The sequence below is a fragment of the Mongoliitalea daihaiensis genome, assembly GCF_021596945.1.
GTDB lineage: Bacteria > Bacteroidota > Bacteroidia > Cytophagales > Cyclobacteriaceae > Mongoliitalea > Mongoliitalea daihaiensis.
Window position 1 is genome coordinate 3,853,546 of the sequence record NZ_CP063779.1, and the last position, 13,951, is coordinate 3,867,496.

The 13,951-nt window shown below is 45.5% G+C and carries 4 protein-coding genes; all 4 read right to left on the reverse strand.

From position 1 onward, the window contains the following. Positions 1 to 42: 42 nt before the first annotated feature. Positions 43 to 963, reverse strand: coding sequence for a PorP/SprF family type IX secretion system membrane protein (locus IPZ59_RS16485; RefSeq protein ID WP_236137144.1), 921 nt, complete (start codon positions 961 to 963; stop codon positions 43 to 45). After that, the gene (locus IPZ59_RS16490; protein WP_236137145.1) at positions 960 to 4,370 is read right to left on the reverse strand and encodes an Ig-like domain-containing protein; all 3,411 of its coding nucleotides are present in this window, start codon (positions 4,368 to 4,370) and stop codon (positions 960 to 962) included. The genes IPZ59_RS16485 and IPZ59_RS16490 overlap by 4 nt, the downstream gene beginning before the upstream one ends. A gap of 7 nt (positions 4,371 to 4,377) precedes the next feature. Next, positions 4,378 to 8,037 carry an Ig-like domain-containing protein gene (locus IPZ59_RS16495; protein WP_236137146.1) on the reverse strand — a complete coding sequence of 1,220 codons (3,660 nt, stop codon included), beginning with the start codon at positions 8,035 to 8,037 and terminating at the stop codon, positions 4,378 to 4,380. Positions 8,038 to 8,195: 158 nt separating this feature from the next. Then, the gene (locus tag IPZ59_RS16500; protein ID WP_236137147.1) at positions 8,196 to 13,943 is read right to left on the reverse strand and encodes an HYR domain-containing protein; all 5,748 of its coding nucleotides are present in this window, start codon (positions 13,941 to 13,943) and stop codon (positions 8,196 to 8,198) included. Positions 13,944 to 13,951: the final 8 nt, after the last annotated feature.

The window sequence follows — 13,951 nt, forward strand, 5'->3', positions numbered from 1 at the left end:
CGAAAAAAGTACAAACCACTGGTCACCCAGTGGTTTGTGTGTTTAATAGTAAAAACAGGGTAATCCAGTGTTTGACTTGAATCGGGACATATTAAAACTCACGAAAAATGTGTGGGTACCATTAGTATACCTTCCAAGCGAGTTAGTTGGAAAATCAAAAGCATACCCTCCTTTAATTTGTTCGGCAATTTTAAATCCTGCCAACAATCCGGCACTTGATTTATTTTCATAATTAACACCTAAAAAAACAGATTCATAAAAATCTGCTATCACTGTAACGAGTGCGCTCATGGGTGCTCCTGTAATTTGTCGGACTAGTAAGTTTGGTCTTACTATTAAATTTCTATCAATTGAAAGATTGAAACCCGACATTAAAAATAAATTGGCATTCCTGACGCCTATCCCAGAATCAAAAGGATCAAAGCGTTCTCTTGAAAAAACACTAGGGGTTGAAAATCCTATGTAGAAATTATCTGTAAAAATATAGGTTCCAAAGCCAATATTGGGTTGAATCAAATTAAACTGACCCTCCTGAATAATATCCTCATCTGGTTCAAAGATATTCAAATCGGAATAATCAACCCTTACATTGGTAAAGCCAAACTTTCCTCCAAAAGACATGCGGAGATTATCGCCCAAACGTAAATAATAAGCAACGTTCCCATTGAATCCCGTTTCTTTTACTGCACCAAAGGAATCATTGAAGAAATCCATACCTATTCCAACACCATTTTCCTCCCATAACCCATGTCCACTGAAATACTGTGTCTGAGGAGCCCCATCAAAACCAACAAACTGACTGCTATGGATTCCAATCAAACTCAATCCTCCCCCTGATCCTGCAAAAGCCGGATTGTAGAAAAGTGGATTCAAGGAAAAAACAGATAATTTAGGGTCTGTTTGAGCGAAGGAATGGTAACAAACCGATAGTAAAATAATTAAAATGGCTGATGACTTTTTCATGGTTCTCTTCGTTGAATGTTGACTAAATAGAGGTAGCCTGTAATGCGTACTGGAAGTGTTTTGGTTGGATCTTTATAGGTAAAGACATAGAGATAATTACCTGTAGGAAGGCCTATTTGGGATTGAGAAGTACTTGCTTGATTGGATTCCCCTGTAAACAAGACCCCCGATTGACCGTAGCCATCAGCAGCCCAAACTAGTACCCCATAGCGGTTAAATATCTCTAAGCGATTTTCAGGAAAGGATTCTATATTTTTAATCCGGAGATACTCATTTTTGGAATTTCCATCTCTTGTGACCATATTAAAAACCTCTACCTCACAAGGTCTTATAACTACTTGTACTGAGATTCGTATACTGCTCTCACAACCCCTGGAAACATTCGCTGCATAATAGGTCTGGCCATCCTGCAATCGCTCCGTTTCACTTAAGGGCTGCCCGCCTGTTTCCATGCTGTACCAGCGGATTTGCTCTCCGCTTGCAGACAATCTGGAAATGGTCGGTGCTTCTGACTCACAAAAAATCTGTTCTGCTTCCTGTACCACAGGAGCCTGAACCTGAATAATGGAGGCCCTTATTTCCTTTCGTGCACTCTCACAGCTACCGATGCGCTGACTTACATAATACAAGGCCCCATCCTGAATCAGCTCATTGGGATTGAGGAGTTCCGGTCCTGTGGCATTCCTGTACCAAACCAGATTGGTCCCTGTGGCTTGGAGAGCTGATACCAGGGACCCGTCACAGAACTCCTGTTGGGAAGATGCTGCCGGTAATTGTGGGCTGTTGATGCGGACACGGACTACAAGTCTCGTCGCGCTCGTACAGGCACCAATTGTCTGTTCGGCAAAATAAGTGACGCCATCCTGCAAAGGCAGATTTCCTGCCAATGGACTTCCTCCACTTGGGGTGGTAAACCATTGGACATCACTTCCGATTACTTGTAGATCATCTACAAATACCCCTTCGCAGAATTCCTGTTTCACATTCCCTGATGGAGCTGTCACCGAATCAATAGTTACCTGAACAGCCACCGGTACACTCTCACAGCCATTTTGAGATTGGGTAGCATAATACGTCCTTCCATTTTCCAACGGGCTGTTTGAATTCAGTTCAGTAGTCAAATTCTGATCCGCATACCAGCGGATATCGCTTCCTGTGGCCTGAAGATTACTTACCGTGGCAGCATTGCAGAAAGATTGGCTAGCTGATGCGGTAACCGGAGCAACGTTTATTACCCTAATCTGTACCGCTCTCCTACCCGCGCTCTCACAGCCATTAACCGTCTGCGAAGCATAATACGTACGTCCATCTACCAAGGCTTCTGAAGCGGAAAGCGGAACATTGACTGTAGGAGAAGCAAACCATCGGATATTCTCTCCGCTGACCTGAATGGAAGCTATCGTTGCTCCCACACAGAATTGTTGGGAAGCAGTGGCAGCTGGAATGTCAATGGTACTTACAGTAACCTGAACAGCTAGCCTCTCTGCACTGACACAGCCATTCACTGTCTGCTCGGCATAATAAACCCTGTTTTCCAACAACTCTGTACCGGAGAGGGCAGTACCTCCAGTGGCTGTTGTAAACCAGCGGATATTATTCCCTTGGGCCACCAATTCGGATACACGGGCTCCAGTGCAGAATCCCTGCGTAGTGGCTCCTACAGGAGTTGCGGCTACATTCACTGTAACCTGAACAGCCAAGGAAGGTCCTTCACAGCCATTGATGGTCTGGGTACCGTAGTAGGTTCTTCCGTTTTCCAATGGACTGGTCGGGGTAAGTTGCTGGGTAAGGTTCTGGTCGGCGTACCATCGGATATTGCTTCCTGTGGCCTGTAGATTGCTTACTGTAGCTGTATTGCAGAACTCCTGGATCTGAGGGGCTGTGGCCTGGGGAGCAGCTATTATCAATACCCTCACCGCAGTCTTTTGGCTCTCACAGTCCCCCACCCTGCTCGCCACAAAATAGGTGATGTTATCTTCTGCCAAAGTCCCGGAGGGGATTTCTTCTCCCGAAGCATCAAACCATACCAAATCAGCTCCCTGAACCGTCAAAGCAGAAAGAGGTGTGCCTGCACAGACTTGCTGCGAGGCGGCAGCAGTAGGCTGCGTAAGGCTAACCAATTCTACCTGTACTCTAAAACGGGTAGGATTGACACAATCACCAGATCGATTCTCTGCAAAATAAGATCTTGAGTTCTGAAGTAGCGTTCCGGGCGGAAGTGGCGTCGGTGCCAGACTACTGGAATACCAGCGAATCTCATCCCCATCTGCAACGAGATCCTCAATAGTGGCCCCTGCGCAGAAAACCTGAGTTTCTTCACCAGATGGTGGTTCTGGATTTAAAATACGAACGGTAACCTCTAGGATTTCTGTTTCACATAAATCAGCGGTTACCCAGTTGGTTGTAAGGTGTTCTGCTTTTCCAAAAAAAATCTCTCCATCAATAAGTTGTGTGTTTGAAGGAACAGGAATTGTTAAATCACTGTCTCTAAACCAAGTAAATTGCCTGTAGCAGCCTATGTCATTGCCTGTCACACAGCCAAAACTATTGGGTTTTTGTACTGAAAAAAAGAGGTCTTCAATCTTGGCGGTACCGCAAAATGCCTGTTCTTCTTGAACATAAGAAAAACTTGGCCATGCTTCACCTACCATAGCACGTACTGGTTTGCCTGAATTACCAGGTGCAGTACCAAAAAATAAATTCCCTGCTACACTGAAAAAACGAAGATAGTTATACTGCTGAACTCCATCAAGTTGGTTTCTTCTTGGAGTATTAGTCCAAAAATCAGCTAATAAATTCCCAGGCTCTACATCCGTCCCAACAAGCCATATACCGTCTTGTGAAAGAAAACCGTTCGGACTAATGGATAATCCGGATGAATTTGTTGGTACTGGATTATTAGGAATCGGAGGGGTATATGTCTGGGGAAAATAAAAACTAGGAACTTTAACCCGTTCACCAAACGTATGATAAAAATTAAAATCTTGTTGGTCAAATCTATTACCAACTACTTCGAAATATAATTCAAACCAATCACAGGCGCTCGGTATAAAAGCACCTTCAGGCGCAAGACCTCTTGGATCTATTAATGCAAAAGCGTTGTACAATAAACCAAATTCATCCTCTGTGGAAGGATCATTTTTAAAGTAGCACCACGCACCAAATCGAGCATTGTTAAAGGCTGCCGGGTTAGGAATAAAAGGAATTGGATCACCATTCCTGTACCTTTTAACTTTTAAATTACTCTTAAACCAACGCTGATTTCCAATCAAAACGGTTTCATACACATTCCCATCGATATCGGTGATGGTTTCTTGGGCAAACAGTTGCCCGGATCCCAAAAGAAGCATTAGCAGGGCAATAAAACCCATCTTAAAAACTGTCCGTAAAGTGAAATTTTTATACATAATTTTTTTACTTTCTCATCTCATTAATCAGATACAGATATCCTGTCTTTCGCTGTGTAGTGAATTTTCCTGGAATCTCATAGGTCAGCACATACAGATAATTACCCGTTGGAAGCCCCATTTCTGTATCTCCTACTCCTGCCTGATTGGTGGCTCCATAAAAAAGATTATCCAACTGCCCATAGGCATCCGAAGCCCAAACTAGTACCCCATAGCGGTTGAATATCTCTAAGCGATTTTCAGGAAAGAATTCTATATTTTTGATTTTTAGGTAATTGTTTTTAGGATCCCTGTTGCGGGTGACCATATTGAACACCTCCACATCACACGGCTGTACAAGTACTCTTACAGGAACTCTATCCGCACTCTCACAACCCCTGGAAACATTCGCTGCATAATAGGTCTGTCCATCCTGCAATCGCTCCGTTTCACTTAAGGGCTGCCCGCCTGCTTCCATGCTGTACCAGCGGATTTGCTCTCCGCTTGCAGACAATCTGGAAATGGTCGGTGCTTCTGACTCACAAAAAATCTGTTCTGATTCCTGTACCACAGGAGCCTGAACCTGAATAATGGAGGCCCTGATTTCCCTTCGTGCACTCTCACAGCTGCCAATGCGCTGACTTACATAGTACAAGGCCCCATCCTGAATCGGCTCATTGAGATTGAGGAGTTCCGGTCCTGTGGCATTCCTGTACCAAACCAGATTCGTCCCTGTGGCTTGGAGAGCCGATACCAGAGAACCATCACAGAACTCCTGTTGGGAAGATGCTGCCGGTAACTGTGGGCTGTTGATGCGGACACGGACTGCAAGCCTCGTCGCGCTCGTACAGGTACCAACTGTCTGTTCGGCAAAATAAGTGACGCCATCCTGCAAAGGCAGATTTCCCGCCAATGGACTCCCTCCACTTGGGGTCGTAAACCATTGTACATCACTTCCGCTTGCTTGTAGATCATCTACAAATACCCCTTCGCAGAATTCCTGTTCGGCATTCCCTGATGGAGCTGTCACCGAATCAATAGTTACCTGAACAGCCACCGGTACACTCTCACAGCCATTTTGAGATTGGGTAGCATAATACGTCCTTCCATTTTCCAGTGGGCTATTTGAACTTAGTTCAGTAGTCAAATTCTGATCCGCATACCAGCGGATATCGCTTCCTGTGGCCTGAAGATTACTTACCGTGGCAGCATTGCAGAAAGATTGGCTAGCTGCTGCAGTAACCGGAGCAACGTTTATTACCCGAATCTGTACCGCTCTCCTACCCGTACTTTCGCAGCCATTAACCGTCTGCGAAGCATAATATGTCCGTCCATCTACCAAGGCTTCTGAAGCGGAAAGCGGAACATTGTCTGTAGGAGAAGCAAACCATCGGATATTCTCTCCGCTGACCTGAATGGAGGCAATCGTTGCTCCCACACAGAATTGTTGGGAAGCAGTGGCAGCTGGAGTGTCAATGGTAGATACAGTAACCTGAACAGCTAGCCTCTCTGCGCTGACACAGCCATTCACTGTCTGCTCGGCATAATAAACCCTGTTCTCCAACAATTCTGTACCTGATAGGGCACTACCTCCAGTGGCTGTTGTAAACCAGCGGATATTATTCCCTTGAGCTATCAATTCGGATATACGGGCTCCCGTGCAGAATCCCTGGGTAGTGGCTCCTGTGGGTGTTTCTACTGTACTGATAGTAACCCGAACAGCTAAAGAAGGGCTTTCGCAGCCATTGATAGTTTGAGTACCGTAATAAGTCCTTCCGTTTTCTAAGGGACTATCAGGAGTAAGTTGGGTTGTTAGGCTCTCATCTGCGTACCAACGGATACCCGTACCAGTAGCTTCCAAATTGCTTACACGAGCGGTGTTACAAAAAGTCTGCGTAGCAGCAGCCGTGATTCTTCCTACACTTGCCAAGGAAACTGATACCTCCCGTCGTTGCCTGCTTTCACAGCCGTCGATGGTTTGCGTGGCGTAATACGTCCGTCCATCTTCCAAAGCAATGGTAGCTTCCAGCGGATTCCCACCCGATGCAACGGCATACCAGCGGATATTTTGACCTGTGGCAGTCAAATCTGCAACGCGAGCTCCTGGACAGAATTCTTGGGTAGCCGTAGCAGGAGGAGTCGCAGGTCCAGAAAAAAGTACCCGAACAGGTGTCCTGGCACTTTCACAATCGGCTACTTTACTGGCAACAAAATAGGTTATTCCGTCCATCACAGGTGTACTGGCAGGAAGCTCTCCTCCCCCAGCATCAAACCAGACCAAATCCGTACCCTGTACTGTAAGAGCTGAGAGCAACGTTCCTTCACAAACTTCTTGTGTGGCAGCGGCAGTAGGTTGGCTTGGGCTGACCAATTCCACCTGTACCTGAAAGCGGGTTGGATTCACACAATCACCAGAGCGGTTTTCGGCAAAATAGCTGCGATTATTTTGAAGGACTGTTCCAGGGTCGAGAGGTGTCGTTGAAGTCATTGTTTGGTACCAGCGGATTTCATCTCCAGTTGCTTGGAGGTCTGCCACCGTAGCCCCAGCACAGAATACCTGGTTTTCTTCTCCTACAGGAGGATCTGGATCTAAAATACGGACTGTGACTTCGAGGATTTCTTCCTGGCATAATCCTGTTAGAGGAAAAGAATTCAAAAAAAGATGATCCGCTCTTCCAAAAAGGATTTCCCCGTCATTTAATTCTTCATTCAGATTGACCGGAATGGTTAGGTCAATGTCCCTGTACCAAAAATTCGATTTGTAACAGTTTAAAGTCAGATTTCCAGGTCCTGCACAGCCAAAACTATTGGGTTTTGTTGCAGAAAACTGCAATTCGTTGGCAGTAGTCTTTCCACAAAACACCTGTTCTTCCTGCCTGATCAATGTCTTTGGTAATTCTTCCCCGACAAGTAATCGAATTGATAAACCATAGTTTACAGTATATCCTGAAACTGGTCGCCACCATTTCCATTCACTTACAAAGGTTGAAACCCAATATGCCGGGAAATTATCTATTTCAAAATGGATGGTATTTGTCCAGAAATTTGCGGCATTTTCAGTGAATTGACCAGTCACTCTTCCTGAGCGGAATCCACTTGGAACAATGGATAAACCAGATGAATTGGTTGGTTGGGAATCACCAAAATTGGGATTAAAAAAGCTCGTTACTTTTACCTTGTCCCCCATAAAATTATTGTCATTTATACTTTGACCCGGAGTACCTTCCAATTCAAAATACAAATCCCCCCAATCACAAGCTGAAGGTAAAAAAGTCCCTTCCGGCACCAATCTACGAGGATCCATAAAAGCAAATGCATTGTAGAGAAGGCCATATTCCTCTTCTGTGGAGGGGTCATTGTTCAAATAACACCAGGCCCCTTGTCGGGTATTTACCCAAGCAATAGGATCCTGAATCTGAAGTATCGGATCCCCATTCCTGTAATGCTTGACCCTGAGGTTGCTTTTGATCCAGCGCTGATTGCCTATTACAACTGTTTCATATACATTGCCATCGATATCGGTCACCGTCTCTTGGGCAAAAACTGAAGTATTGCTTACTAGCAAAGCAAACCCAAGCAACAAATAAAATTTGATATTTTGAAAAGCGGTGGATAAAAAGTCTACCTGCAAAATTTTATCCTTAAAAATCGAATAATCATTCGAAAAATAATTACTTCCAGTTCCCATTGCGTAATTTTTTGACAAAGCAATAACTCAAACTACCTAATTAAAAGCAATACCTAGAAATAGGTAATTTTTGTAATGAAATGCTTTTTCTTAGCAATGAAAAATAAAAAAAACCACCCCAAATTGAGGTGGCTTTTTGATCTGATAAGGTTATCCTTTTATTTTTTTATCAATCTTCCATGGAGATACTGATGATTGACTTTTACCGTCACATGGTACATGCCTTGTGTCAAGCCTTCCAAGTCAACTGTCTTGGTAAAGAGTTCATACTCCAAGGCATTGTAGGTGTACACCAATCTACCAGTAGCATCATAAATCCTCAATTCTACCGCTGACTCTTCTTGCAGCGCAACTGCAATATTGGTTTCGTAATTGGCAGGGTTTGGATAGATCTGTAGTTTGAGTGGCTCGGTATCGGACCAAAGCAGCAACTCCTTACTGATGGTCTGACCCATCCTATCTGTACTGTAAACCATTACTCGTTGCGAGGCTTCCGGTTGTCCCTCTCCTCTCCAGAACAGTTGATTGTCTTCCAGATAGAAGTCAGGATGCTCATCCATGGTATAGGTATGGATATCATCCGAAGGATCAAGTGTCACTAAATTTCCGACTGCACTACCTATCCGTACATTTGAAGCTGGAACTATGCCTCTCAACAAGATATCCAATGCTTCTGGCTTCTCAGCTACCTCAACCATGAAATCCATCACCATACCTGAATCCTCAGCAGAAGAATATCCTATAGAGTAGTACCCTGGAACATCTTGCTCGTAACCCTCAGCATCAAATTGAATACCCATTTCGGTCAAGACCTGCTTGCCTACTTTTTTGCGCTGCATGTTAATGATATCTTCAAATGAAGTATTCCATGGCACAACCAGATCAGGTAAGTTCAGCGATCTTCCATTTTTCGGATTGTTTTTGTTTTTGTTCGGCTGACCAACAAAACGTAGCCTTAGCGTAAGCGTTCGGGTTGAAACATTGCCACTGCCATCTTCTGCACGGATCAAGATAGGATAATCTCCTGCCTTATCGAATACAGTTCCAGCAGCTGGTATCTGTTCCACTTTACCAACACTGCAATTATCTTTGATTTTACCTCTTGTAGTGAGATCAGTTAACGTGTACACTGTTCCAGCTCTCTGAGTCACGTTGACAATGCGAGACAGACAAATATTTGGCGCTCTGTTGTCAATGACAGTAACCTTGAATTGGGTAGTACCTTCGTTTCCTCGGTTATCCCTAACGGTGTATGTAATCAATTGCTCTCCAATATCGCTACAATCAAACTTGCATTTCTCCAGCAATCTTCTGGTAATACGATTACCACAGTTGGTGAAGGAACCATCTTCCACCATGTTTACATTCAGATTTGCTTTGCCTGCATTGTTCAAGAATAGCGTCACATCCCTTGCTTTGGCAACCACACATACAGGATCTCCAATGACCACAATGGTTACGATGGCTATGTCAGAAGCACTGTTTCCATTGACATCCGTCACGGTCAACAACACTAGGTTAGGACCTTCATCAGATTCATTAAACTGTGTTCGATCAACTATTCTAGTTGCAATCGCACAGTTATCTTTAGAACCTGCATCCACCATATCAGGGCTCAGCAAGAATGAGTCTCCTCTATTGATTTCGATGATAATATCTTTGGTGTTTACCACTGGTGCTTCTTCATCTCGCACTACCACATCGAAGGTACAAAGCGTACGGTTACCCGAAGGATCGATAGCGGTGTACGTAACTGTAGTGGTACCTACAGGGAAGAAACTACCCGGTTCTATATCCGTGGTCAGCGTTACTGAACCGGAATTATCCGTTGCAGTAGGCTCCGTCCAAGTCACGATTGCTCCACAAGCGCCAGCATCATTGGATACGCTGATATTCTGCGGACAATCTTCTATCACTGGAGCTTCTGTATCCTCGGAGGCTGTCACAGTCACTGTAAAGCTACAAGTGCTGCTATTATCCGAATCATCGAAGGCTGTGTACGTCACCGTTGTCGTCCCTATTGGGAAGATAGAACCGCTTGCTGGTCCTGAACTCAGCTCAACCCGAACCTCTCCACAATTATCCGTGGCCGTCGGCAGCTCGTAGTTGACTACTGCTCCTGTTTCACCTATACCAACCACCACTGAAATCGGTTCCTGACAAGTGATGACCAGTGCTTCTTCATCCCGCACTACCACATCAAAGGTGCAAAGCGTACGGTTACCCGAAGGATCGATAGCTGTGTACGTAACTGTAGTGGTACCTACAGGGAAGAAACTACCCGGTTCTATATCCGTGGTCAGCGTTACTGAACCGGAATTATCCGTTGCAATAGGCTCCGTCCAGGTCACGATTGCTCCGCAAGCGCCAGCATCATTGGATACGCTGATATTCTGCGGACAATCTTCTATCACTGGAGCTTCTGTATCCTCGGAGGCTGTCACAGTCACTGTAAAGCTACAAGTGCTGCTATTATCCGATTCATCTAAGGCGGTATACGTCACCGTTGTCGTTCCTACAGGGAAAACCGAACCGCTTGCCGGTCCTGAAGTCAACTCAACCCGAACCTCTCCACAATTATCCATGGCCGTCGGCAGCTCATAGTTGACTACTGCTCCTGTTTCTCCTATGCCAACCACCACTGAAATCGGTGCCGGACAAGTGATGACTGGTGATTCCTCATCCCTCACTACCACATCAAAGGTACAAAGCGTACGGTTGCCCGAAGGATCGATAGCTGTATACGTAACCGTAGTGGTACCTACAGAGAAGAAACTACCCGGTTCTATATCCGGGGTCAGTGTTACCAAACCGGAATTATCCGTAGCGGTTGGCTCCGTCCAGGTCACGATGGCTCCACAAGCGCCAGCATCATTGGATACGCTGATGTTCTGCGGACAATCTTCTATTACAGGAGCTTCTGTATCCTCGGAGGCTGTAACAATCACTGTAAAGCTGCACGCTGTGCTATTATCCGAGTCATCGAAGGCTGTGTAAGTCACGGTTGTCGTTCCTATTGGGAAGACCGAACCGCTTACCGGTCCTGAACTCAGCTCAACCCGAACCTCTCCACAATTATCCGTGGCCGTCGGCAGCTCGTAGTTGACTACTGCTCCCGTTTCTCCCATGCCAACCACCACTGAAATCGGTGCCGGGCAAGTGATGACTGGTGCTTCTTCATCCCGCACTACCACATCGAAGGTACAAAGCGTACGGTTATCCGAAGGATCGATAGCTGTGTACGTAACTGTAGTGGTACCTACAGGGAAGAAACTACCCGGCTCTAAATCCGTGGTCAGCGTTACCGAACCGGAATTATCCGTTGCAGTAGGCTCCGTCCAAGTCACGATTGCTCCACAAGCGCCAGCATCATTGGATACGCTGATGTTCTGCGGACAATCTTCTATTACCGGAGCTTCTGTATCTTCAGAGGCTGTCACAATCACTAGGAAACTACAGGTAGTGCTGTTTCCTGCCTCATCTGTAGCAGCAAATGAGATCAGAGTGGCTGTTCCTGTTTCAAAGAAGGATCCACTTGCTGGACCAGCTGTTCTCAAAATCGTCACCGAACCACAATTATCCAGTGCTTCGGGAAGTTCATAGCTCACATTCGCACCTGCCACACCTATTCCTACAGTAACTTCGATAGTTTCTGAGCAAGTTAATACCGGTGCCTGCGTATCGTTAACCAATACTTCAAAGCTACAGATGGTGGTGTTGCCAGAAGGATCTGTTGCAGTATAGGTCACGGTACTTCTACCTATCGGGAAGAAACTTCCTGGCTCTACATCTGTTACAAATTCAACAGAACCGCTATTATCCAAAGCTGTTGGCGGAATCCAGGTAACTATTGCTCCACATGCATCTGTATCATTGGAAACCTCAATGTTCTGCGGACAATTGTTGATTACTGGGGGCTCTGTATCTGCGCTTTCGGCAACTGTTACAGTAAAGCTACACTCTGAAGCGTTACCCACAGCATCCGTAGCACTGAATATTACCGTAGTAACACCCAATGGGAAGAGTGAACCGCTAGCTGGTCCACTGACCAACTGTACATTTGCCTCACCACAGTTATCAACTGCCGTAGGAATAGCATAATTTACCAGTACCGAACCTTCCCCAAATCCTACAGTAACTGTAATATTTTGGGTACATGTAAATACTGGTGCCTGGGTATCCTGAACGGTAACATCAAATTCACAAACAGCAGTATTCCCTGTTGGATCTGTAGCCGTATAAATCACACGGGTAGTACCCACAGGGAAGGATGCCCCTGGTTCAAAATTACTGGTAAGCGTAACAGAACCACTGTTATCGCTGGCTGTTGGTGGTACCCAACCTACGGAAGCGCTACAGCTACCAATCGTATTTGGCACAACGATAGACGCTGGACAATTGATGATCACCGGAGGTACATCATCCTCTTCTTCAGTAACAATCACATTGAAGCTACACTCAGCCGTATTTCCTGCCGCATCTCGGGCTTCATACCTCACCACGGTAGTGCCAATTGGGAACGCTGACCCACTTTCTAAGCCTTCAATCAATGTCAATTCAGGGGTTCCGCAATTATCTGCTGTATTTGGCAAGGCATAGGTAACAATGGCCCCGCTTGAACCAAATGCCACCAATAGTCTGATATCCTCTGGACAGGTGATGGTAGGCACTTGAGTATCTTCCACCAAGACTTCAAAGCTTGAGAAGGCTTGGTTTCCATTTCCGTCAGTTACCGTCCAAGTTACCAAAGTCAATCCTACCGGGAAGAAACTCGGCGCATCATTAGTTAAGGATACATTGCCACAATTATCCGAGGTTAGCGGTGGAATTAACGCTACATTGGAGGCAAAACACTGTCCTGCATCCGCATTCAATTGAATAGTTGACAAAGCAGCTATCGTAGGCGGTGTGATGTCATCGAGTATGATGCGTTGTTCTTGTGTAGTTCTAAAGCCATTTGCATCTGTATAGGTCCAAGTGATCACCCGTGACCCTTGTTGAATTACTGGGAAGACACCTTCATTAGTCACACCAAATACGGTGGATCCGTCCTGTGCAGTAGCTGTAGGGATGATTAAGTCCGTAAAATTCACAATACATTCGGCAATTACATCCGGTAAATTTTCCAGATCAGGTATAGGAGGAACAGGCTCCCCGACTGTAAACTCACGGGTTTCTGCTATACTCCATAAGCCACGGGTATTCAAAACCCGCACGGTCAACGTGTACTCACCTACCGAGAGTTCGGTCGTGGCAATGATGGCATCAATTGAGAAAGTTTCGCCTATGTCATCTAAGGGTATTTCAGTAGCATTTCCTAAGCCTGGATCGTTGTCATTGAAGAAATATTCTACATAATCGACCGCAGCAGGATCTGTGAAGCCTTCACGCTCGACAAAAAATAATCTAGAAGCCGCTAAACCCCATTGATTGGACTGATTTCGAAAACGGATGGACAATCTATGGAAGCCCCTAGGCAATCCTTCCATATTGATGATACCCAAAATCTGTGGATTGGGACCTGGACTTACAGATAAGGATGTACCATTTCCTAAGCCAGGGTCATTGCCAAAAAAGTATTCGGCTGCATCAATGGCAATGGTAAGACCTGAAGTTGCTCTTCCCTTCCAGAAGGTCCGGTTGGCTGTCAATCCCCAAATACCTTCTGCATCCTGAAAGCGTATAAACAATCGGTGAAATCCATCAGCTAAACCCACTGTACTGATGGATGCCTGCTGACTAACTACAGTACCCGAAGAAATGGGTATTGCCGTACCACTGCCAAAACCTGGATCGGTATTGAAATAGTACTCTGCTCCTACCAAGGTAGGTTGCTGTGCTTGCGTGCACCAAGGCAAGAGGCACAGCCCAAGGAGGGCGCACCAAAATAAAAGATACGTTTTCATAGTCGATC

Coding starts and splice junctions, on each gene's coding strand:
- IPZ59_RS16485 (WP_236137144.1), bottom strand. CDS start 963: ATGAAAAAGTCATCAGCCATTTTAATTATTTTACTATCGGTTTGTTAC.
- IPZ59_RS16490 (WP_236137145.1), bottom strand. CDS start 4,370: ATGTATAAAAATTTCACTTTACGGACAGTTTTTAAGATGGGTTTTATT.
- IPZ59_RS16495 (WP_236137146.1), bottom strand. CDS start 8,037: ATGGGAACTGGAAGTAATTATTTTTCGAATGATTATTCGATTTTTAAG.
- IPZ59_RS16500 (WP_236137147.1), bottom strand. CDS start 13,943: ATGAAAACGTATCTTTTATTTTGGTGCGCCCTCCTTGGGCTGTGCCTC.